This is a genomic window from Microbulbifer bruguierae, from assembly GCF_029869925.1.
GTDB lineage: Bacteria > Pseudomonadota > Gammaproteobacteria > Pseudomonadales > Cellvibrionaceae > Microbulbifer > Microbulbifer bruguierae.
Genome location: NZ_CP118605.1, coordinates 3442787 through 3463999, shown reverse-complemented (window position 1 = coordinate 3463999; position 21213 = coordinate 3442787). Strand labels below are relative to the sequence as shown.

Sequence of the window (21213 nt, the reverse complement as noted above, 5' to 3'; positions counted from 1 at the left end):
AAAGTCCGCCCTGTTCAACCCGCTGCACTGGCTGGCGCTATCTGCCGCCCCTCCCCCGCAGCCTTTTTCGGAATCTGACCTGAATTGAGCGCCGAGCGATCCCTTGCGGACACCTCCCGACGCCAGGGCCCCGACGGCGACGATCCACTGGACCGCATCGCCGCCGCCCTGCGCGAGACCGGCTATATCGTACTGCCCGCACCACTGCCGCCGGCTCTGCTGGGTTCGCTGCTGCGCCACTTCCGCTCCATTGACCGAGCGCGCTTCCAGGCCGCCGGCATCGGCCGCGAGCAGGAGCACCAGCTGAACCAGTTTGTGCGCACCGATGAAATTTTCTGGCTGGACAGGAGCAATCCGGCGGTAGCCGCCTATCTGAACTGGGCAGAGACAATGCGGCTGGGGCTGAACCGCCGCCTGTTCCTGGGGCTGTTTGACTACGAGTGCCACTACGCCCGCTACGACCGCGGCAGCTACTACAAAAAGCACCTGGACGCGTTCAAGGGCAACACCAACCGGATCGTCAGTACAGTGTTGTACCTGACCCCGAACTGGCAGCCCAAGGACGGTGGCGAGCTACAGATCTACGCCCCGGATAGCGACGAGGTGATTGAAAAAGTGGCACCGCGCTTCGGGCAGATGGTGGTATTCCTGTCCGAGGAATTTCCCCATGAGGTGCTCACCAGCCATCGCCCCCGCTACAGTGTTACCGGCTGGTTCCGGGTCAACAACAGTCTCGGCGAAACCATCGACCCGGCCCGTTGAGGGCCGGACATATGTTCACTACACCGCGGCAACCGCACGCAGCAGCTCGGCGAAACTTTCCGGCCTGTCGATAGGAATATCCATGTGCAGGCGCGCCGCCACGTCATCCGCGCTAATCACGCCGCGCACATGGTGCTGCTCCGTATCCACCACCAGGCAGTGATGCAGACCGCCGCGGCGCAGCGTATCCAGAACGTCCCGTATCGAGGCTTTGTGCAGCTGCTGGTAACTGAGCTGGCTCAGGCGGTTGCGCCGCCGCATCATGTCACCAACAGTGAGTTCCTCGCGATTCTGCCCAGCGGCCACCCGCTGCATCAAACGCTGATACGAAATATCTTCCGCTCCCAACAGACCGATAAAATCCCCGTGGTGATCCATCACCAGCACCCAGGAAAGGTGGCCTATACGCAACACCTCTGCCGCATCCAGGGCGGAAACAGAGGCGCTGAGCACCGCGGGATGGTGCTTTTTGAAATCAGTAACGAACTTGAGCGCTGGCGAGTCCAGCGACAGCTCGTGAAATTCTTCCGGGAAAACCAGCTTGTCCGCATCCTGCAGCGGAATCAGATCCAGTTTTTTCATGGCAATCATTCTCTTCGGTTTTTTCCGGGCGCAAACAAACGGTCACGGGAACAGGCAAAATAATCCCGAGTGGTCGCAACCCGATTATTCTGTCGGCACTGGCGACAAAGCGGAAAGCCGCCAATGCCGGATTCGATAACAATATTTACAGGTAGAGAAAACTATTGCCGGAGCGGTGGTCCGCGGATGGCGTGGGCGGCTCGTACCGCAGAGGAAGGGGAAACGGTGAGTGCGCAGGGTAACGCCGCAATTTCACCGTTTATAACAATGGGCTGTACCTGCGCAAACACCGCGGCGTCAGATGGCTCTGGCTGCGGCTCACTGCTATCGGGCAACAGCAGGCGCACCATTTTTTCCGCGGAATCCAACTGCAACGACGGCGACTCCGCGCGCCCTTCGGCGCACAGCAGCAGCGATTGCAGCAGTATCAGCAGGATTCCAAAACGCACGTTACATGCTCACAGAAAAATGGTTCTTATTACTAGTGTACGCACCGAAGCGCTCAGCGCGCCAGGGCACGGTAGTGTTATCTGCCCGAAGCAGCACTTTTTCAAGGGGCTTGCGACAAAAGGTTCAATATTTTGGGTCCGATGGCGGATTCGCGGGCGGCTCCCGGTCACTGCCTTCAGTGGAAAGGCCGCCACCTGCCGCCTCTTTATCCTTGGAGTCCCTGGTACCACTGTCGCTTTCGGGGACAGCGTTGCGCAGCTCCTGCTGCAGTTCCTCCCGCAGTTTTTCCTGCGGTTCCGGCCCCTGCTGCTCGCGCTGTGCGTCTTCGTCCACTCTTAATCCATAGCGTTTGGCACGCAGGCGCCACAGACGCTTGGCCAGCTCCTGGCGGTCTGCGGTCTTGTCCGCCTCGTCGACGATCTCCTCCCCCAGCAGGGTTTCGAGAATATCCTCCAGGGTCACCAGGCCTTCAAGGCTACCGTATTCATCCACCACGGCACTGACTTGTACCCGCCGTCTCAGCATTTTGTGAAACGCCTGATAAATCGGTGCGGTTTCCGGCAGCATCAGCAGCGTCCGGCGCAGGCTGCGCAGTGAACCATCGCGCTCACCGCGGGCGTATGCCGCCAGCAGATCCTGCTTGAGCACGAAGCCAACCACGCAGTCCGGATCATCCTGCTCGTAAACCGGAATGCGGGAGAAACGGCTTTTTTCCACCGGCTCGTAGGCATCGCCCACCGACATATTCTGGGACAGGGAAAACACCACCGTGCGCGGGGTCATAACTTCACGGACAGTGTGATCGCGCAGGGTAAAGAACAGATTGTGCAGAATACTGGATTCATGCTGTTCGAGCTGGCCCTCTTCCTTGCCAAGTTCCGCCATCACCGCGAATTCCTCGCGGCTGAAGCCGGTCATGGTCGGCCCGTGGGCCAGCCCCCGGGTCAGCCACTCCGACAACCACACGAAAGGCTTCAGTAATTTCACCAGGTAGCGCAGCGTGTAGGCTGTCATCGGCGCCAGCTCGCGCCAGTACACCGCCCCCAGAGTCTTGGGGATAATTTCGGAAAATATCAGTATCAACAGGGTCAGAATGGCCGAGGCAATGCCTAGATATTGATTGCCAAAGACTGCTGCTGCCTGGGCACCGGCGCCAGCAGCTCCCACCGTGTGCGCCACCGTATTGAGGGTCAGGATGGCCGCCAACGGTGCATTGATATCCTCTTTCAGCTGCCGCAGCAGGCCACCGGACCTGTGTCCTTCACGCTCCAACAGACTGATGTAGGGCCGGGTCACACTGAGGATAACCGACTCCGCAATCGAGCACAGAAAGGAGAACCCCAGCGCAACCAATACGTATGTGATGAGTAGCAACATGGGGAATCAGAATTTCTGGCGGGTCTGCCCGCGCGGCGAACCCTGCGAGGATTTGCGTGGGACTTCGTGCGGGGTGAAATAGCGGTGTGCACCACCAGCAACACAGAACAATAGTGCAAGCACCAATCCTGCTGCGAAGCCGCCCAGGTGCGCGGCATTGGCAATGCCGCCGGGAATAAAATAATCCACCACACCGCTCATGCACACCAGCAGCCACACGACGGCCAGCCACACGATCGAGGTTGGCACGTCCCGCCATTCCGGCTGCCAGCGCTGGATCACAAACGCCACCGCCACCAACCCGTAAACCACTCCGGACATGCCGCCAAACAGATTCTGCGGCGCCCAGTAATACTGGGCCAGATTCGCTACCGGGGCACAGACCAGCACCAGCAGCGCGAACAACACGGAACCCGCACGCGCCTCCAGCGAGCGACCGACAATCCAGATTCCCAGACTGTTGAACAGTGCATGAGGCAAGGAAAAATGCACAATTGCCGGGGTCCAAAGGCGCCAGTACTCGCCGCGGGCAAGGTGCCAGGACAGGGATGAAGACGACACTTCAAAGTCGCCAGCCTGTTGTGGAAAAATCACCAGAGGTTCCACCCAGCCCTGACGCAACAGAAACCAGCCAATAAAGCACAATGCAATGAGGACCAGACAGACCGGAGTTCGCAGCAAGGGCCACTCGGGAATCACCGAATAGCGCGCGGCAGACGCCCCTATGCCTGGATCAACCTCCTTATCCCCCGACGACTCGGTGTCCGCATCGCCCTGTGGCAGGGAATTGTCACAGCCGGGAGCGCCCGCCACCTCATCATCCTGCGTCGGCACGTTCGGAGCACTTTCCTCATACACATGTACCTTGATGTGCGCGAGGTCCACTTCACCTGCCTGCCAGCGCTCCAGCAGTTGCTTCATGGGCTCCACCAGCTGCGGGACCAGACTGGCAACACACTGGCGATTGTTTTCCTCACTGATCCGCAGAGGCAGTTGATGACGGCGAATAAATTCGGCCACCGCAGTAAGATCTTGCTGCAGTGGAAATTCACATACGGTGATCCAGTTATTCAAAAGCTGGTCCTTTTCATTCGAAATACTTTCCGCGAGCGACTCTACCAAATTTTCTGCGCGGAGTTCGACGGCGAATGCAGAACCGCCCACCTACAAAAACGCGGCAAGACTGCCGCGCTTTTATACCCTGGTGTGTTTAAAGGGACATGGCCCGCATAATGATCCGCTTCTTCAGCAGCGGGCTGGCGTCCACCATGCTGAGACCGGTATTACGCAGCCAGCGCCAGTGCAGATCACCGGCGCCGAACAGCGATTTGAACGTGCTCATGGCTTTCAGGGTCGCGGCATTTTCTCCGCGCCGGCGGCGCTGATAGCGGGACAGTACCGAGGCGTGTGCGGGAGAGATATCCCGCTTCAACGCGCGATCAATTTCTTCGCTTAGCACCAGCACATCCATCAGGCCGAGATTTACCCCCTGACCGGCGAGTGGATGAATACTGTGGGCGGCGTCGCCGATCAGCGCTGCGCCGGGGCCGAAGTAGGCTTCCGCATGGCGCGCGCGCAGGGCAAAGGAAAAACGCTCACTGACGGAGTCCACCGCACCAAGGCGGCTCTCAAAGGCCTTTTCGAGGCTGAGTGCAAATGCCTTGTCATCCAGCATTACCAGCTCCCGGGCAAGGGCGTCGTCAGCAGACCAGACCACCGCGCAGTGGCGGTCGTCACCGAGCCCCGCCAGGGGCAGGAAGGCCAGGGGGCCGCTATCCAGGAATCGCTGCCAGGCGGTGAATTGGTGCGACTCTTCGCACCGGGCCACACACACCAGTGCCGTCTGCTGGTACTCCACGTCGCGGGTGCGAATGCGCAGCAGATCCCGCACCCGCGAGCGCGCGCCGTCGGCACCGATCAACAGTCGCGTGGTCAGCACCGGCGACTGCTGATCCAGCCCCTCAACCGCATCGCGGTCCGGGCTGCGCGACTGCAAGTGCCAAAGGCCACAATCCCGCCACCAGCTTTCCAGCTTGAAGCCAGTCACCAGCTCCACATTCTTGAGTTCGTCGATACGGGTGCGTAGCGCCGCCAGTATCACATTGTTTTCCACGATATGACCGAGATTGGGGAGCTTCACATCACGGCAGTCAAACCACACCGAACCGGTGCCCTCCGCATCCCACACCCGCATCTGCGTGTACGGGCACTCGCGCTTGCCCGCGATCAGCTGCCAGGCGCCCACTTCTTCCAGCAGGCTCCGGGACGCTTCCGTCAGCGCCACTACCCGGGCATCGTAGTTTTCCGGGTCGACTCTGGGCTCCATCGCGGATGCCTCCAGCAACGAAATCCGCAACTGCGGGTGGCGCACGGCCAGCAGTGCGGCCTGTGCCATACCTACCATGCCGCCACCGACAATGGTTACGTCCATTCGCTGTCTGTTCATAGGCCGTTGTTCTCCCCGCGACGGTTCGCCAGATGGATGATCGCGCGTATAAATAGCTATTGTGATAGGGCCGTGGTGCTCAGAGTGCAAGTCCCGCAGCCTGGCGCGCAAATCCGGAGCGGAGGGACGGCACCAGTGTCAGCCCCAGCAATCCCGCCTGCCGCAGTGCACTCAGCAACAGGTTGCGCGAGGAAAACAGGGGGGGGATACGGTCGCTGAAGCCAATGGTCAGCTGCTGATCATGTTGACGGTCGCGCCAATATGCCTGAAGTAAGTCTAGCTCGCCGGGGCTGCTTTGCCCGCAATCGGATCTATTTTCCGCCTCTTCCCGGGTAACAGCGCGGGCAATGGTCCTGGCCAGTACATCACAGTCACGCAGCGTGAGATTGAATCCCTGCCCAGCTACCGGGTGCAGGAAGTGGGCGCAGTTCCCCACCAGCGCCAATCCCCGGCGCACCTGTTCCCGCGCCACCGATAACTTGAGCGGGTACCCCTGCAGCTGCCCCGCCCGCAGAATGCGCCCGGCGCGCCAGCCAAACACCTGTTGCAGGTGGCGGACAAATTCTGCTTCCGGCAGGCTCGCGAGTCGCTCCCGCTCCTCGCCATCACAGGTCCACACCAGCGCCGCACGGTGCGTGCCATCCCGGCGCGGCAATGGCAGCAGGGCCATGGGACCATTTTCGGTGAATCGCTCAAACGCCACACCGTTGTGATCCCGTTGCAGGCCAACGGTGGTGACCAGCGCATGCTGGTGGTAATCCACCTCCGACACGCCGATGCCAAGCTGTCGGCACAGGGGCGATGCCACGCCGTCGGCGACCACCAGCAATCTGGTGCGCAGGGTTTGCGCGGCTGCTCCCGGTTCAGACCGCCAGTTGAGCACGGCGCCTGCGGCCGTCATCTGTACGCTGCTCACCTCCGCCGGTGCCACAACTTCCACTGAGGTCTGCTCCAGCGCGCGGTAGAGCAGTGGACCGAGGGCGGCATTTTCGATCACCGCACCCAGCATGCCATTGACACTGGCCGCCCCATCGATCGCTGCGTCCAGTGACGCACCGAGAGAGTGACCGCGGTCGGAGACCTGCACCCGCCGGATCGGCGCGGCGAATTCGCGCAACTGTGACCACAAGCCGAGGGTCTCGAAAATACGCAGGCTGCCCGCGGCAATCGCCGTTGCGCGAGTGTCAAAACTCGGCAGCTGCAGACTGGCACTGGATTCTGGCAGCCCGTGGCGCTCCAACAGGCACACCCGCAGCGCCCGGCAGTGATGCGACAACAGCAGTGCCAGGCTGGCACCGGCCATACCGCCACCGACGATGGCCACGTCCGTCTGCACTTCTCCGTGTGTCACGTTTGCATCTGCCACCCCGCCGTCGTTTTTCATCAAATCCTGTTCGCTCACAGTAACGCCTCCTGAACCAGATCCCCGGACGCCATCAGGTATTCAATATCAGCCACGGTTTTGGGGGCATCCACAGACATCACCAGGGGGCCATCCTTCTGCAGCGCCACATCATCTTCGATGCGAATACCAATACCGCGGAATTTTTCCGGCACGCCGCTCTCGTCACTGGCAATGTAAATGCCCGGTTCCACCGTCATGGTCATCCCCACCTCCAGCTGCCGCCATTGTCCGTACACCTTGTAGTCACCGACATCGTGCACGTCCATGCCCAGCCAATGGCCAACCCGGTGCATGTAAAAGCGGCGGTAGGCGCCGGACTCGATCAGACCATCGAGGGTGCCTTTCAACAGCCCCAGATCCTTCAGCCCCTGCGCGATGACCTCCACACTGGCGAGATGCGGTCGATCCCAGTGGTTGCCGGCGACGATCTGCTCAATAGCCGCCTGCTGACTGGCGAGGACAATTTCGTACACCGCTTTCTGCGGGCCACTGAAACGACCATTGACGGGAAAAGTACGGGTAATATCCGCCGCGTAACCGCGGTACTCGCAGCCCGCATCAATCAGCACCAGCTCCCCACTTTTCAGCGGAGCGCTGTTGGCACAGTAGTGCATGACCAGCGCGTTGCGGCCGCTGCCCACGATACTCGGATAGGCAGGCTCGCGGGCACCGGCGGCAGTAAACGCGTGCAGCAGCTCGGCTTCCAGGTGATATTCATACAAGCCCGGGCGACACTGCTGCATCGCGCGGCGATGGCCCAGCGCACTGATCTCGGCAGCGCGAGTCATCAGGCGGATTTCTGCCGCACTCTTGAACAGACGCAGGTCGTGCAACAGCGGATCGAGGCTGACCATTTCCGGCGCGCCGCGAGTGCCCGGCGCACAGCCAATGGTTTGCAGGTAACCCTGCAGGCGGCGGTCCAGTTGCGGGAAGCGCCCCATGGTGTAATGGATCAAGTCGCGCCCTTCCAGCAACCCCGGCAGGATGTCATCCAGGTCGCCAATGGGAAATGCATCGCACAGACCACACTGTTCCGCAGCCCGCTCCGGCCCCAGGCGCGGGCCATCCCACATTTCTTTTTCCTCATCCCGCTCGCGGCAAAACAGCAACGCCTGCCCCTGCTCGCGCCCCTGAATCAGGACCAGCAGAGATTCGGGTTCGTTAAAGCCGGTGAGATAAAAAAAATCGCTGTCCTGGCGAAACGGAAAAAAGGTATCCCGGGAGCGCAGCTGTTCCCGGGCTGCCGGAACAATCGCAAGGCTGTTCGCCGGCAGGCCTTCAAGCAGGCGTTGCCGGCGACGGGCGTATTCGGACTTGGTAATATTCATCAATTCAGGTCACTGACTTAATGCACCGTGGGACCATCGGGCTTTCCATTTTCGCCACCGCCCGCGCCATCGCTGTCCCCGTCATGCTTGCGCGCGCTGCCGGCAGCTTCTTTGGCCTGCTGCCCAGCATTGCACTCGACAAACACATTCAAGGCTGCCATACGCACATACTCCTGCACTTCGAACAGCTGGCGTTCCTGCTCCGCGTCACTTTCCATGGCGCTGGCATCCAGCTGGGCAATTTCTGCAATATCCTTTAATGCCTCGCTACTGGTAGGCAAGAGTTCCGCGGAAAATTTGCCGATGCCAAATCCGTGCAGAAATCCGGCACACCACAGGCACAGAGTTTGCCCGCGCTCGGCCAGGTCGTCGCTGGAGCTGAGGAGTAACTGGAAAGAAAAATCGCTATCGGAAAGCTCCGTCAGGCTGTCCTGCACCAGGTTCTGCGCATCTCGCGCAAGGTCTGCAGGCACCGCGTCCAGATCGAGGAACTCGGCGAGTTCCTTCTGCCAGCGGGATTTATCCGGGCGTTCGCCGGTGGCCAGTAAACCGCAGATAAAGCCATGCAGTTCGCTTGGCCCAATATGCCCTCCCGCAGCCACAATCTGGTTGGCGAGGTTGTCGAACGAAATTTTTGCTGAGGACATAACGACTCCTTCGGCGGCGGGACTGTTGCAGATATGCGCTACGAGCGCCTGAAACCGACCCCGCTCTTAAAGCCCGTCTCTGCAAACAGCGGTCAACATACTGCCGACATTTTGATCAAAACTATTTTTGCGGGAAAAGCGCCCCGCGCAAGGGGATCGAATAAGCGATTACCCCATCGAACCGGCGAAGTTACCCGTGCCAGTTCATTGTTCCGGCAAGGGGTAATTGACCCCCCAATACACCGGCAATATAGTAGCGGAATCCCCCGGCGCCCGCAGTCGTGGCCCCGGACTTTTTGTTGCCAGTGTCCAACCGCCTGGATAAACGGCTGGACGAATCAAACCGCAGGGAAAAGTCACGGTTAGAGTGCGGGACCAGTGAGCGAATAAGAATAGCGCGCACAATGGAACCAGCGCTCACGGCAACCGCTACCGGTCGACACTGACCGGCCACGGGGTAGGCAGCGCACCGAATACGCAGGATATATGGACAAACTACAGGCGTTAGAACACAAGCTGGACTCGCTGATCCAGCAGTACCAGCAACTGGCTGCAGACCACCGCGCGCTGCGTGAGCAGGAAAGCCAGTGGCAGCAGGAACGCCAGCGCCTGATCAAAAACAACGAAGTGGCTCGCGGTCGGGTTGAAAACATGATCAGCCGTCTGAAAGGCCTGAACCAAGAAAACTGATGAGCAGCAAATCCAACAATTTTGCCGTAGCCGTAACGATTCTGGACAAAGAGTATCGCGTTGCCTGCTCTGAGAACGAACAGGCTGGACTGCAGGCCTCCGCCAAGCTGCTCAACGAACGCATGGCCAAAATCCGCAATAGTGGCTCCGTAATCGGCGCCGAGCGTATCGCGGTAATGGCTGCACTTAATATCGCCCACGAACTGATTCAGGCCAAGGCAGAGTTGGCGCGCCAGCCGGTGGAAGAGCAGATGCTCGACCGCCTGCACGAAAAAGTTCAGGCTGCTCTCAGCAAGTTCGATAACCTCTAAGAATTCCGGCCATCCTCTTCCGCATTCGCCCTGCGCACTTGACTATCGTTAAAAAGCTCTTTTTTGCTGAAAAGTGCGTTTAGCCAAGATTGTTCTCAAGAGGTATAATCTCTCTCGCCCTGAAGTGTTGGCCAGTTGACTATGTCCTCGAGCCGATAATTCCACCCTGGAGGTTTCCAGCGGGTGTTGGTGCGCAAGTCCGCCCCGTAGCGGAAAGCCTAATACATTCCGGAAGCCGCCACCTTGAGCCTTACGGTTCAAGGCTATGTCATCAGCCGCATCTTCGGGGCACCTTATTTCCTTCCCTGTGCGCCTTGCAGTGACCGCCTGCACCGTCGCCCTACGCCAGGCACTGCCGATGCCCGCGAATCCAGCCTCCATCGAAAAAACCAATGACGCCAGGCCAGTTGGCCCACAATACAAGACACAACTGCGCCGCAAAATTCGCGCCGTGCGACGAGCACTGAGTAGCTTTCAGCAACGCCATGCCAGCCTGCGATTGTGCGCGCGCCTTGCGCGCTGCCCGGAATTGAAGCGGGCACGGCATATCGGCATCTACTGGCCGATGGATGGAGAGATTGACCCGCGGCCGCTGCTGGAGCGATTCCCCAACAAGCGCTTTTACCTGCCCGCCCTGCCCCGCCCGGCCCGCGCCACCATGACCTTTCTGCACTGGCCCGGCGCCACCCTGCGCTATCGCAATCGCTATGGGATTCCCGAGCCGGTGATCGGGCGCAGCGAGGCCCGGGATCCACACAAGCTGGACCTGGTATTGCTGCCTCTGGTGGCGTTCGATCCCAGTGGCGCCCGCCTCGGTATGGGTGGCGGCTATTACGACCGCAGTTTCGCCTTCAAACGACTGCGCCCCGGCAGCAAACCGCAACTGCTGGGGATCGCCCACCAGCTACAGTGTGTGGAGCGGCTACCGGTAGAGAGCTGGGATATACCATTGACACTGGTGGCAACGGATCAGCGGCTGTACCGCTGCCGTCACGGTGGTTGATACCCCCAAAAAAGTAAACGCCAACCAACAGGCACAAAAAAGCCGAACCCGGTAAAGAGTTCGGCTTTTTTGTTGGCATTCTGCCTACGGGCGCAACACAACCACCTGAAGTGGCTGGAGGGATCAGCGAGTGACCACTCCCTGCTGCAGGGCTGCCGGGGCTTCTTCCTGTTCCTGGTCGGAAGAAAAAACCTCGGTCAAGCCGGAGCTACTCAGCAGTACGCCCGCAACAAAGACAACTACAGCGAGTGTCAGTGCGTCGGGTTTCATGGGGACCATCCTGTAAGATCAAACTTCTTGTTGTTTTCGTATTCTTTATCGACTGACGATCTTCGCCGCCAGCGGTGAGTTGGACCCGGTACAGCGTGAAAGTTCCACTGCCGGGGAAAATACTTCCCCTTCAGCTTGCCACTTCAGACAGGGTAAAACCTGCTTTCAGCCCGTTTCCAACTGGCCCAATAGGGCCAAAACACCGATCAAAAGATACTCGATCAGTGGCCAAATAGTAACCCGTCAAGCAATTTTTTTTGAGAAAACCCTCACATTTTGCGAAATGCAAGTTCGACAGATCTTCGAGACTGAACTACTCGCCGCAAAATCTAACGACCAGATCACGAATTGGGTGCCCCGTCCCGGGGGGCTAGCCCCGTGACAGGAACAGACGGTAGGCCGGGTTCCCGGTTTCATCCCAGAAGGGGTAGTGCAGCTGCTCGAGCAGCGCATTCAGCGCCGGGCGCTCCGCCGCAGTCACTTCCAGCCCCACCAGCACCCGTCCGTAAGCCGCACCGTGGTTGCGATAGTGGAACAGGGTAATGTTCCAGCGCCCGGCGAGCTGCTCAAGGAAGTTGCGCAGGGCACCCGGGCGCTCGGGAAATTCAAACCGGTAGACCACTTCACTCTCGAGATCCGGCGCACGCCCTCCGACTAAATGGCGGATATGCAGTTTTGCCATTTCATTCTCGGTGAAGTCCTCGACCTGGTAGCCCTGCTCGCGCAGACGCGCCACCAGCTGCTGGCGATCGGAATCGGTGGTCACCTGGATTCCAACAAAGATATGTGCATCACCACCGGCGCCGCCGCCAGCAAACCGGTAGTTGAATTCGGTGATGGAGCGATCGCCCAGATCCCGGCAGAACTGCAGATAGCTGCCGGCTTTTTCCGGGATGGTTACCGCCAGCACCGCTTCCCGCTTCTCGCCGATTTCGGTGCGCTCGCTGATATAGCGCAGGCGGTCGAAGTTGGTGTTGGCACCGCTGCAGACGGTGGCCAGGGCGGCATTTTCACAGCCACTCTCATCCACATATTTCTTCAGTCCCGCCAGCCCCACGGCGCCGGCGGGCTCGGCGATAGAGCGGGTGTCTTCAAAGATATCCTTGATCGCCGCACAGATCTCATCCGTGGTCACGGTGATCACTCCATCGATGGTTTCCCGCAGTACCCGGTAGGTTTCCTCACCGATCTGGGCCACCGCAACACCATCGGCAAACAGGCCCACCTGGGGCAGGCGCCGCGCGCGGTTGCCATCGTCCATGGCCAGCTTCAGGCAGGCGGCATCTTCCGGCTCCACCGCGTAGACCTTGATCTCCGGGCGCACATACTTGATATACGCGGCCATACCCGCGGCGAGGCCACCGCCCCCCACGGGAATAAATACCGCATCCAGATTCCCCGGATGCTGACGCAGCAGCTCCATCGCCACCGTGCCCTGGCCGGCAATTACATCGGGATCGTCGTACGGGTGGATAAACACCAAGCCGCGCTCTTCCACCAGTTCTCTGGCCCGCGCCGCCGCTTCGTCAAAGGTATCGCCGTACAGTACGACTTCCGCGCCACGCATGCGCACCGCATTGACCTTGATCGCCGGGGTGGTGGAGGGCATCACAATGGTCGCGCGCACGCCCAGCCGCTGGGCACCCAGCGCCAGGCCCTGGGCGTGATTACCCGCAGAAGCACAGATAACACCCTTGGCGCGTTGCTCCGCAGGCAGCTGCAGCAGCTTGTTGTAGGCACCGCGAATCTTGAACGAGAACACCGGCTGCAGGTCTTCGCGCTTCAGCAAAATACGGTTGCCAAGGCGGTGAGACAGCTGGCGCATGGGATCCAGCGGTGTTTCGGTGGCGACATCATAAATACGCGCGTCTAAAATGCGCTTGATATAGGACTTGGGCATGACGGAAATCAGCAGCCGGTAGATGTTTACGAGCCCGCCAGTCTAATCGCTGCGCAGCAGCAAAGCCACCCGAACGCCACTTTTGCGCGCAAAAATATTCAGAAGCGGGCATTTTGATGGCAAAAATTGCACAAGGACGCAAATCCCCCAATGAATCAGCCTATCAATCAGGATCAGCTCAAGCAGGACGTCGCCCGCGCGGCGGTCGAATACATCACCCCCATGCTGGAGTCAGACACTATCGTCGGTGTCGGCACCGGCTCTACCGCCAATCACTTCATCGATTTTCTGGCGGAGAAGAAAGGCCTGTTCGACGGCGCTGTCGCCAGCTCGGAGGCCTCTGCTGAGCGTCTCAAGTCCCACGGCATTCCGGTTTACGACCTGAACGCGGTAGACAGCATCCGTGTCTACGTCGACGGCGCCGATGAAACCAATCCGCTGCTGCAATTGATCAAGGGGGGCGGCGCAGCCCTGACCCGGGAAAAGATCGTGGCAGCCTGCTCCGACGAGTTTGTCTGCATCGCCGATGAGAGCAAGTGGGTGCCCGTGCTGGGCGATTTTCCGCTGCCGGTGGAAGTTATCCCCATGGCCCGTTCCTATGTAGCCCGGGAACTGGTCAAACTGGGCGGAGACCCGGTATACCGGGAAGGCGTGACGACCGACAATGGCAATGTCATCCTCGACGTGCACAATATGCAGATCGCCAAACCCCTGGAGCTGGAAGACGCCATCAACAATATCACCGGCGTGGTAACCAATGGCCTGTTCGCGGCGCGACCGGCGGATATCCTGCTGCTCGGTACTGCCGAGGGGGTCAAGACCATTACGTCGAAAATCTAAAACTGAATTACCGAGCCGATGACGCAAAAAAATAAAAAACTGAAACTGGCGCTGCTCGCCCTGCCGCTTTTGGCGGCAGGCTGCGCCACCACACCACCCAGCAACACCGACGATATCTGCGAAATCTTTCGCGAGAAGGACGATTGGTATCACGACGCGGCCAAGTCCGCACGCAAGTGGAACACCCCCATCGCTACCATGATGGCCACCCTGCACCAGGAGTCCCGCTTTGTGCACGACGCCAAGCCTGAGCGCACCAAAATACTGTGGTTCATTCCGGGCCCACGTCCGTCCGATGCCTACGGCTATTCCCAGGCTCTCAGCATCACCTGGCGCAGTTACGAGCGCGCCACCAGCAACTACGGTGCCGACCGCGACGACTTCGCCGATGCCATCGACTTCGTGGGCTGGTATCACAACACCAGCCAGCGCCAGTGCAGCATCAAACCCAACGACACCTACCACCTGTACCTCGCGTACCACGAGGGTCAGGGGGGCTTTAACCGCCGCACCTATCGCAAGAAAAAATGGCTACAGGGCGTGGCCCACAAAGTCTCCAGTCGGGCACAGAGTTACCAGCAGCAATTGAATAGTTGCGAAGCTTCGCTCAAAAAGCGCAAAAAATTCCTCGGGCTTTTTTAAGCGCCAGGGAACTTTTTCGGGCAGCCGTCACACACTGGCGGCTAAACGCCCGGGTCAGCTGCAATACCAACTACCCTTTGCAGACAGTGCTTTGCTGTTAGCGCAAAAATGCCAAGGCTCTGTAGCCCTCACACAACGCTGGGCGTGCACTCCCGCACAGATGCGTTTTACTCCGTAACAGAGAGGTGCTTCATGAAGCCGACCGCCATCCTTTCCGCCCTGTTCGCACTGGCTCTCGCCGCTTCCACGGCATTCGCAGAAAGCGCCGTGAGTGACGCACAGTTACAGAAATTTGCCAATGCCTACCGATCGATTGTCACCCTGAGCCAGGAATATGCGCCCCAGCTCAAGGCCGCAAAGGATGCCGCCGCAGCGGAAGCCATCAATGTCGAGGCCCAGTCCAAGATGCTGGCCGCCGTCGAGGGAGCCGGGCTGAGCAAAGAGGAATATCAGGGTATTGCCTCCGCGCTGCAAAAAGATCCCGCGCTGCTGCAGAAAGTCAACGCCCTGCTGAAAGAGCCCGGCGCGCAATAAACGTCAGCGCGCATCCGGCGCCGGCACTCTGTCCGGCGCCAGTTCCAGCACGGCGGCAATTTCCTGCAGGTGCGCCCGCACCCAGCCGCCATCTATAGATCCCCAGTCCTTCAGCGTGTAATAACCGTCGTTATTGCGCACCCCCTGCTGCACAAACTCCACCCGGGTGCCATGCCCCGGCAACCCCTTGGCGATCAGGTCCTGAATCGTGCGCCGGGGCCAGCCGGTAACCTCCTCCAGCGCCGGATTGTTCGGACGCGGCAGCCGCTCGATCAGATAGGCGATCAGCAGGCGCCGGCAAATGGTTGGGTTGAGTTCAGTATTGGAAGCCAGGCCCATATTCCCTCTCTATGGAATGAAAACGATCGATGGCAGCATTTGTAGCACACAACGAACCCATGACGCGTCGATACGGGACTTTTTATGCACCTTTTTGCATAATCCCCGCTTCAGGTGCGTAACAATAATGCACTCCCAATCACTGACACCGGAGCCAGGTAGCGTGACCGTGGAGACAGAAAACACCCCCTTTGCCAGCGATGACCAACCCCCTCGAGACAGTACCTCCGGGGCCAATACCTCCGGGAACAGTACCGTCATGGACAACACCTCCCGCGACCAGACCTCCAGAGGGTATGCCGAGCGCGGCATCCTGGCCGCAGCCGTGTTTGCCCACCTCGCCGGCGCCCGTGCCGCCGGTGTGGACTGCGACCGGCTGCTACTGGATGCCGGTATAGACCCGCAAACCACGCTCTCCCGGGACGCCCGTATTGGTCGCGAACAGCTGGCGCGCCTGCTGCGCCTGCTGTGGGACCAGCTGGGAGACGAATCTGGTGGCTACCTGACGCGCCCCTGGCTGCCGGGTACCTTTGCGATGATGGGGCACGCCACCATCACCAGCCCAAACCTGCGCCGCGCCCTGCGGCGATCGGCGCGCTTTGTGGCCATGGTCAGTGACGACCTGCATATCAAACTTGTGGAAGATGGCGAAGAAGCCCGGCTGATCTTCCACCACGGCAACCAGAAGCAGCTGCCCAACCAGAACTTTGTCGAATCTCTCGCGGTCATCTGGCTGCGTTATTTCAGCTGGCTGATCGATCGCACCATTCTGCTGGAACGGGTTCACCTGGCATTTCCGCCGCCGGATTACGATGAGGAGTACAACGATATGTTTCCCTGTCGACACTACTTCCATCAGCAGGAAACCAGCCTGGTGTTCAACACCCGCTACCTGAACATGCCACTGGTACGCGACGCCCAGCAGCTGAGCGATTTCCTCGCCCGTGCGCCCGAGTGCCTGCTGGCTCAATACAAATCCGACAACAGCTTCACCGGCCGCATCCGCCGCATGCTGCACAGCGACAACAGTATCGAAAACCTGTCCCTGGACGACGTCGCCGAGCGCCTGTTCACTTCCCCCCAGACCCTGCGTCGGCGTCTCAAGGACGAGGGCAACAGCTGGCAGGACATCAAGGATTCAGTGCGCCGGGACATGGCCATGTACCAGTTAAAACAGCAGGAAACCGCAGTGGCGGAAATTGCTGAGCGTCTGGGCTTTTCCGAACCCAGCGCCTTCAACCGCGCATTCAAAAAATGGACCGGGCTCGCCCCCGGGGCCTACCGGGACAAATATCGCTGAGCGCGTCACACGCTATAAAAAAACCCGCGGCATGCCGCGGGTTTTTTCGTTGGTATCGGCAAGCGGAATTACCGCTGCCAATGTGCCGATAAAGAGGACCGCTACTCGAATGCAGTGACCTTCACCGCGATGCGGCGGTTTTTCTGCTTGCCTTCCTCGGTGTCGTTGTCCGCAATCGGATTGGCAGAGCCCACTCCCGTTGCGGTAATACGGGCCGCCTCAATACCGGCCGCCACCAGCATCTGCATCACCGCCTGGGCGCGGGATTCAGACAGTGTCTGATTGGCCGCGGCATCGCCAGTGCTGTCGGTATGACCTTCAAGGGCAACGGACAGTCCCGGATTCTCCTGCATGATTTTGATCAGCGTCTGCACATCTGGCAGGGAATCCGCATTCGGCATACTGCCGTCCGTCGGAAACTCGATGTACAAGGCAAACTCGCGGCTGGGGTCGCGCTGGGCATTGGCCAGATAATCCCGGAATTCAGTGCCGAAATCACCGGTCGTCACTGGCGGAACCGGAGAGGTATCCATAGGTTCGGTCGTATCCGGCACCGGCTGCATAGGTTCTGCCGGCGTCTCGTCAACAATGACTTCTTCCTTCTGCTCGATCACCGCACCAGTGCCGTCATCCAGCTTCTCTTTCTTGGCGCACATATTCAGCGCCCAGAGCACGCCAAGGGCGATCAATAGCGGCCACAGCCATTTTCCCCATCCACTTTTTTTCACCGGCGGCGGCGGTGGTGTACTGCGGGCACTCTGGCGGGGGGTGGTTTCCACCACTGTGCGCTCGGCGAGTTCGTCAAGATTTGCCACACCCAACTGCTGCAACAGACCCGCGGGCAATTTATCGCGCACATGGGCTTTTTGCCCCAGTAGCAGCGCGGCCAGGCCCTCCATATTCAGACCTTTGCTCTTCACCAGCTTGCCCAGCAGCGACATAATTACCGGCGCCGCAATACGCAGTAAGCCGCCGCCGCTGCTCGGGGACATTCCCAGTGCATTCGCCACACTGCCAATCACGCCGTCGCGCTTTTGCCCGAACAGCGCATCGACAATGCTGCCGCCCACATCCTGAAGGCTGGTCATCTTGTTTTTGTCGGTAAAAATATCCACCGGCGATGACAGATCGAGATCGTTCGCCTTGGTCGCCATATTGAGCAGCGCGCCCAGGCCGCTTTCGCTACCGGCCTTGTTCAACATACCGGCGAGCACAGAAGCAGCACCCGCGCTGAAGGCGGATTCACTTTTGCCATCCGGCAAGCCCAGTGCGCTACCCAAAGCGCTCAAGCCCGAAGATCCCAAATGGCGAACAGCCATTTCAATGAGATTGTCAGCCATTTGCATACCTCACAATTGCGGTTGGCGAATTCACTCTCTCAAGTGTACGGCAGCCAATTCAACTGATTAGGCTGATTCTGAATAAGGCCGGAAAGGAAAATCAGGATTGTGTATGACTCCCCCGCGGCTGGCGTCTTTTTCCAATCCAGAGCCACACAATCTGGGCTAATTTAGGAGGAATCATCCGGCTACCACCGCAATCGGTATCGATAAAAATCCAACAGAGGCTGCCATGATTCCGAGAACCGTGTATTCCCCCGAACACGAGCAATTCCGCGACAGCGTGCGTAAATTCCTCGAAACCGAGGCCGCACCCTACCATCACCAATGGGAAAAGGACGGCCAGGTCGACCGCGAGCTGTGGCGCAAGGCGGGAGCCATGGGCTTTCTGTGTCCGCAAGTACCGGAGGCCTACGGCGGCCTGGAACTGGACTTTGGCTATAACGCCATCGTCGACGAGGAAATCTCCCACCAGGGACTGACCGGTATCGGCTGGGGCCTGCACTCGGATATTGCCGTGCCCTACATCGTCAATTACGCCTCCGAGGCACTGAAACAGAAATACCTGCCCGGCTGCATCAGCGGCGACATCGTCACCGCCATCGCCATGACCGAACCCGGCGCCGGCTCAGACCTGCAGGGCGTGCGCAGCACGGCCATCAAAAACGGCGACCACTACCTGCTGAACGGCTCAAAAACCTTTATCACCAACGGTCAGCACGCGGACCTGGTCGTCGTCGTCGCCAAAACCGATCCCGCGGCCGGAGCCGCGGGCGTCAGCCTGTTTCTGGTAGAAGCCGCCTGGCCCGGATTCAAAAGAGGCACCAATCTGGAAAAAGTGGGCATGAAAGCCCAGGATACGTCCGAACTGTTTTTTGACGACGTAAAGGTGCCGACAGAAAACCTGCTCGGCGGTGAAGGTCAGGGCTTTATTTACCTGATGCAGGAGCTGCCCCAGGAGCGCCTCAGCGTTGCAGTGAATGCCATCGCCAATTGCGCCGCCGCCATCCAATGGACCATCGATTATGTGAAGGATCGCAAAGCCTTCGGCAAACCCATCGCCGCCTTCCAGAACACCCAGTTCAAACTGGCGGAACTGGACAGTGAACTGACCGCGCTGCGCGTTTTTGTCGACCGCTGCCTGGAACTGCATTACGAGGAAAAACTCGACGTCGCCACCGCGGCCAAAGCCAAACTGCTGGCCACCGATTTTCAGTGCAAGCTGCTCGATGAATGCATGCAGCTTCACGGCGGTTTTGGCTATATGTGGGAATACCCGATCGCCCGCGCCTGGGCGGACGCGCGGGTACAGCGCATTTACGCCGGCACCAACGAGATCATGAAACTGATCATCTCCCGCCACTTGCTGAAGGACAATTGATCTGGCAGCCGCCCACAAGCGTAAAGCCCGGTAACCTTCTAGTGACGGGCACAATGCCACCGTGAAAACCCTGCGTCTGATCCTCGGCGACCAGCTCAACCACAAGCACTCCTGGTATCGCTGCAACGATAAAGACACTCTCTACTTTATCGCCGAAATGCGCCAGGAGACCGACTACGTCAGGCACCACATCCAGAAGGTGGTGGCTTTTTTTGCCGCCATGGAAGCCTTCGCACAGTGGTTACGCGACAGCGGTAAACAGGTTATCCATTATCGGCTCGATCACCCTGACAACCGTCAACACCTCGGAGCCAATGTCGCAGCACTTATCGAACGAAACAGTATTGAAAAATTCGAATACCAGCTCCCGGATGAATACCGACTGGAACAACAGCTAGGCCAGCTGTGCGACGACTTGAGTATTCCCTGCGAGGCTTTCGATACCGAGCACTTTCTCACTCGGCGCGAGGAACTCGGCGAGTTCTTCGCGGATAAAAAACGTCTGTTGATGGAGAGTTTCTATCGGCACATGCGTCGCAAGCACAATATTCTGATGGAAGGTGACAGGCCTGCCGCGGGAAAGTGGAACTTCGACGCGAGCAACCGCAAGAAATGGAAAAGCCAACCGCAGATACCGCACGAAAAAGGATTCCGCAAAGATGTTCGGGAAATCCTCGCCCGGATCAACAATTCCAGCGTTGACACCTTCGGCAATATTGATCCCGAACACTTCAACTGGCCCACCACCAGAGAAGACAGCCTCAAAGTGCTGCGCTATTTCTGTGACAAGCTGCTGATTCACTTTGGCGATTACCAGGATGCCATGGACCCGGACGAGGTGTATCTGTTTCACAGCCGCCTCAGTTTCGCCCTGAACAGCAAACTCCTCCACCCCCGTGAAGTCATCGATGCCGTGATCGTTCACTGGCAACAGAACCAGAAGATCATCTCCATCAACGAGGTGGAGGGTTTTGTACGACAGATTCTGGGATGGCGGGAATATATGCGCGGTCTCTACTGGCGCGAGATGCCCGGTTACGCCCGCTGCAACCGGTTGCACAACCACAATAAGCTGCCGGATTTCTACTGGACCGCAGAGACACAGATGAACTGTCTGCACCACGCCATCAGGAACAGTCTCGACCATGCCTACGCCCACCATATCCAGCGCCTGATGATTTCCGGAAATTTTGCGCTGCTGACCCAGGTACATCCGGATCAGGTAGACCAGTGGTATCTGGGTATTTACATCGACGCCATCCAATGGGTGGAAATCACCAACACGCGGGGTATGAGCCAGTTTGCCGACGGTGGCCTGGTAGCCACCAAACCCTATATCAGCAGTGGCAGTTACATCCGAAAAATGAGCAATTACTGCGACGGCTGCCGCTATAACGTGCAGGAAAAAACCGGTGATAACGCCTGTCCTTTCAACAGCCTCTACTGGAATTTCCTCGCAGAGAAGCGGGCGCATTTTGCCAACAATCCACGGATGACCATGATGCTCAGCCTACTGGACAAGATGGATGCCGAAGAACTGCGCCGGCTCAAAATACGGGCGAAGCAGGTTATCCACAACCCGGACAGCTTCTGAGGTAAGCGACGCTCGCTGTGGATCTAGTCCATCTTGCCGGTCCTATACTCGAACCAACACAGCGAGCCCGCG

At 59.1% G+C, this 21213-nt stretch carries 22 protein-coding genes and 1 other RNA gene; 11 read left to right on the top strand and 12 right to left on the bottom strand.

Features of this window, described 5'->3' with window-relative positions; genetic code table 11:
* Window positions 1-84: 84 nt before the first annotated feature.
* Complete coding sequence (locus PVT68_RS14345) at window positions 85-762, top strand: 2OG-Fe(II) oxygenase (RefSeq protein ID WP_280319173.1); 678 nt, start codon at window positions 85-87, stop codon at window positions 760-762.
* Between the two features lie 18 nt (window positions 763-780).
* On the opposite strand, the gene PVT68_RS14340 is transcribed toward PVT68_RS14345, so the two are convergent.
* The 8 genes from PVT68_RS14340 to PVT68_RS14305 form a co-directional block, all read right to left on the bottom strand.
* Window positions 781-1344: a CBS domain-containing protein gene (locus PVT68_RS14340; protein ID WP_280319172.1), complete on the bottom strand. Its 564-nt coding sequence runs from the start codon at window positions 1342-1344 to the stop codon at window positions 781-783.
* Between the two features lie 161 nt (window positions 1345-1505).
* Complete coding sequence (locus PVT68_RS14335; protein WP_280319170.1) at window positions 1506-1793, bottom strand: hypothetical protein; 288 nt, start codon at window positions 1791-1793, stop codon at window positions 1506-1508.
* A gap of 124 nt (window positions 1794-1917) precedes the next feature.
* Entirely contained in the window at window positions 1918-3171 is a 1254-nt protein-coding gene (locus tag PVT68_RS14330) for a hemolysin family protein (RefSeq protein ID WP_280319168.1), read from the bottom strand.
* 6 nt (window positions 3172-3177) lie between these two features.
* The gene (locus PVT68_RS14325; RefSeq protein ID WP_280319166.1) at window positions 3178-4245 is read right to left on the bottom strand and encodes a rhomboid family intramembrane serine protease; all 1068 of its coding nucleotides are present in this window, start codon (window positions 4243-4245) and stop codon (window positions 3178-3180) included.
* 136 nt (window positions 4246-4381) lie between these two features.
* Entirely contained in the window at window positions 4382-5617 is a 1236-nt protein-coding gene (locus PVT68_RS14320) for a UbiH/UbiF/VisC/COQ6 family ubiquinone biosynthesis hydroxylase (protein ID WP_280319164.1), read from the bottom strand.
* A gap of 79 nt (window positions 5618-5696) precedes the next feature.
* Complete coding sequence (gene ubiH / locus PVT68_RS14315; protein WP_280319162.1) at window positions 5697-7019, bottom strand: 2-octaprenyl-6-methoxyphenyl hydroxylase; 1323 nt, start codon at window positions 7017-7019, stop codon at window positions 5697-5699.
* A complete protein-coding gene (pepP, locus tag PVT68_RS14310; protein ID WP_280319160.1) occupies window positions 7016-8350 on the bottom strand; it encodes a Xaa-Pro aminopeptidase in 1335 nt (444 codons plus the stop codon). The genes ubiH and pepP overlap by 4 nt, the downstream gene beginning before the upstream one ends.
* Before the next feature lie 17 nt (window positions 8351-8367).
* Window positions 8368-8997 (bottom strand): UPF0149 family protein, encoded by a 630-nt coding sequence (locus PVT68_RS14305; RefSeq protein ID WP_280319158.1) that lies wholly within the window; start codon window positions 8995-8997, stop codon window positions 8368-8370.
* Between the two features lie 486 nt (window positions 8998-9483).
* Between PVT68_RS14305 and PVT68_RS14300 the strand changes: the two genes are divergently transcribed.
* The 4 genes from PVT68_RS14300 to PVT68_RS14285 all read left to right on the top strand — a co-directional run bounded on the left by PVT68_RS14300 (window position 9484) and on the right by PVT68_RS14285 (window position 11001).
* A complete protein-coding gene (locus PVT68_RS14300; RefSeq protein ID WP_280319156.1) occupies window positions 9484-9687 on the top strand; it encodes a TIGR02449 family protein in 204 nt (67 codons plus the stop codon).
* The gene (locus PVT68_RS14295) at window positions 9687-9998 is read left to right on the top strand and encodes a cell division protein ZapA (protein WP_280319155.1); all 312 of its coding nucleotides are present in this window, start codon (window positions 9687-9689) and stop codon (window positions 9996-9998) included. The genes PVT68_RS14300 and PVT68_RS14295 overlap by 1 nt, the downstream gene beginning before the upstream one ends.
* 113 nt (window positions 9999-10111) lie before the next feature.
* Window positions 10112-10292, top strand: a non-coding RNA gene (gene ssrS, locus PVT68_RS14290) — 6S RNA.
* A gap of 64 nt (window positions 10293-10356) precedes the next feature.
* Window positions 10357-11001: a 5-formyltetrahydrofolate cyclo-ligase gene (locus PVT68_RS14285; RefSeq protein ID WP_280319153.1), complete on the top strand. Its 645-nt coding sequence runs from the start codon at window positions 10357-10359 to the stop codon at window positions 10999-11001.
* A 123-nt stretch (window positions 11002-11124) separates the two neighbouring features.
* Here PVT68_RS14285 and PVT68_RS14280 read toward each other — a convergent pair whose 3' ends face one another.
* Together PVT68_RS14280 and ilvA are read right to left on the bottom strand one after the other, a co-directional pair.
* Complete coding sequence (locus PVT68_RS14280) at window positions 11125-11271, bottom strand: hypothetical protein (protein ID WP_280319148.1); 147 nt, start codon at window positions 11269-11271, stop codon at window positions 11125-11127.
* Between the two features lie 370 nt (window positions 11272-11641).
* A complete protein-coding gene (gene ilvA / locus PVT68_RS14275) occupies window positions 11642-13171 on the bottom strand; it encodes a threonine ammonia-lyase, biosynthetic (RefSeq protein ID WP_280319146.1) in 1530 nt (509 codons plus the stop codon).
* A 162-nt stretch (window positions 13172-13333) separates the two neighbouring features.
* On the opposite strand from ilvA, the gene rpiA reads away from it, so the two are divergent.
* From rpiA to PVT68_RS14260, 3 genes are all read left to right on the top strand, one after another.
* Window positions 13334-14011, top strand: a complete 678-nt coding sequence (gene rpiA, locus PVT68_RS14270) for a ribose-5-phosphate isomerase RpiA (RefSeq protein ID WP_280322530.1) — start codon at window positions 13334-13336, stop codon at window positions 14009-14011.
* Between the two features lie 18 nt (window positions 14012-14029).
* Window positions 14030-14653, top strand: coding sequence for a transglycosylase SLT domain-containing protein (locus tag PVT68_RS14265; RefSeq protein ID WP_280319144.1), 624 nt, complete (start codon window positions 14030-14032; stop codon window positions 14651-14653).
* Between the two features lie 192 nt (window positions 14654-14845).
* Window positions 14846-15187 carry a DUF4168 domain-containing protein gene (locus PVT68_RS14260; RefSeq protein ID WP_280319142.1) on the top strand — a complete coding sequence of 114 codons (342 nt, stop codon included), beginning with the start codon at window positions 14846-14848 and terminating at the stop codon, window positions 15185-15187.
* A 3-nt stretch (window positions 15188-15190) separates the two neighbouring features.
* On the opposite strand, the gene PVT68_RS14255 is transcribed toward PVT68_RS14260, so the two are convergent.
* Complete coding sequence (locus tag PVT68_RS14255; protein ID WP_280319141.1) at window positions 15191-15526, bottom strand: helix-turn-helix domain-containing protein; 336 nt, start codon at window positions 15524-15526, stop codon at window positions 15191-15193.
* A 127-nt stretch (window positions 15527-15653) separates the two neighbouring features.
* Between PVT68_RS14255 and PVT68_RS14250 the strand changes: the two genes are divergently transcribed.
* Complete coding sequence (locus PVT68_RS14250) at window positions 15654-16826, top strand: AraC family transcriptional regulator (protein WP_280319139.1); 1173 nt, start codon at window positions 15654-15656, stop codon at window positions 16824-16826.
* A gap of 101 nt (window positions 16827-16927) precedes the next feature.
* Here PVT68_RS14250 and PVT68_RS14245 read toward each other — a convergent pair whose 3' ends face one another.
* Window positions 16928-18166, bottom strand: coding sequence for an OmpA family protein (locus PVT68_RS14245; protein ID WP_280319137.1), 1239 nt, complete (start codon window positions 18164-18166; stop codon window positions 16928-16930).
* Between the two features lie 232 nt (window positions 18167-18398).
* On the opposite strand from PVT68_RS14245, the gene PVT68_RS14240 reads away from it, so the two are divergent.
* The gene (locus PVT68_RS14240) at window positions 18399-19547 is read left to right on the top strand and encodes an acyl-CoA dehydrogenase family protein (RefSeq protein ID WP_280319135.1); all 1149 of its coding nucleotides are present in this window, start codon (window positions 18399-18401) and stop codon (window positions 19545-19547) included.
* 61 nt (window positions 19548-19608) lie between these two features.
* Window positions 19609-21141 (top strand): cryptochrome/photolyase family protein, encoded by a 1533-nt coding sequence (locus PVT68_RS14235; RefSeq protein WP_280319133.1) that lies wholly within the window; start codon window positions 19609-19611, stop codon window positions 21139-21141.
* Window positions 21142-21213 lie beyond the last annotated feature (72 nt).

Excerpts from the sequence above, each read along its gene's own strand:
- PVT68_RS14340 (WP_280319172.1), bottom strand. The coding sequence starts at position 1,344 with ATGAAAAAACTGGATCTGATTCCGCTGCAGGATGCGGACAAGCTGGTT.
- PVT68_RS14330 (WP_280319168.1), bottom strand. The coding sequence starts at position 3,171 with ATGTTGCTACTCATCACATACGTATTGGTTGCGCTGGGGTTCTCCTTT.
- PVT68_RS14320 (WP_280319164.1), bottom strand. The coding sequence starts at position 5,617 with ATGAACAGACAGCGAATGGACGTAACCATTGTCGGTGGCGGCATGGTA.
- pepP (WP_280319160.1), bottom strand. The coding sequence starts at position 8,350 with ATGAATATTACCAAGTCCGAATACGCCCGTCGCCGGCAACGCCTGCTT.
- PVT68_RS14305 (WP_280319158.1), bottom strand. The coding sequence starts at position 8,997 with ATGTCCTCAGCAAAAATTTCGTTCGACAACCTCGCCAACCAGATTGTG.
- PVT68_RS14300 (WP_280319156.1), top strand. The coding sequence starts at position 9,484 with ATGGACAAACTACAGGCGTTAGAACACAAGCTGGACTCGCTGATCCAG.
- PVT68_RS14295 (WP_280319155.1), top strand. The coding sequence starts at position 9,687 with ATGAGCAGCAAATCCAACAATTTTGCCGTAGCCGTAACGATTCTGGAC.
- PVT68_RS14285 (WP_280319153.1), top strand. The coding sequence starts at position 10,357 with ATGCCCGCGAATCCAGCCTCCATCGAAAAAACCAATGACGCCAGGCCA.
- PVT68_RS14280 (WP_280319148.1), bottom strand. The coding sequence starts at position 11,271 with ATGAAACCCGACGCACTGACACTCGCTGTAGTTGTCTTTGTTGCGGGC.
- ilvA (WP_280319146.1), bottom strand. The coding sequence starts at position 13,171 with ATGCCCAAGTCCTATATCAAGCGCATTTTAGACGCGCGTATTTATGAT.
- PVT68_RS14265 (WP_280319144.1), top strand. The coding sequence starts at position 14,030 with ATGACGCAAAAAAATAAAAAACTGAAACTGGCGCTGCTCGCCCTGCCG.
- PVT68_RS14260 (WP_280319142.1), top strand. The coding sequence starts at position 14,846 with ATGAAGCCGACCGCCATCCTTTCCGCCCTGTTCGCACTGGCTCTCGCC.
- PVT68_RS14255 (WP_280319141.1), bottom strand. The coding sequence starts at position 15,526 with ATGGGCCTGGCTTCCAATACTGAACTCAACCCAACCATTTGCCGGCGC.
- PVT68_RS14250 (WP_280319139.1), top strand. The coding sequence starts at position 15,654 with ATGCACTCCCAATCACTGACACCGGAGCCAGGTAGCGTGACCGTGGAG.
- PVT68_RS14245 (WP_280319137.1), bottom strand. The coding sequence starts at position 18,166 with ATGGCTGACAATCTCATTGAAATGGCTGTTCGCCATTTGGGATCTTCG.
- PVT68_RS14240 (WP_280319135.1), top strand. The coding sequence starts at position 18,399 with ATGATTCCGAGAACCGTGTATTCCCCCGAACACGAGCAATTCCGCGAC.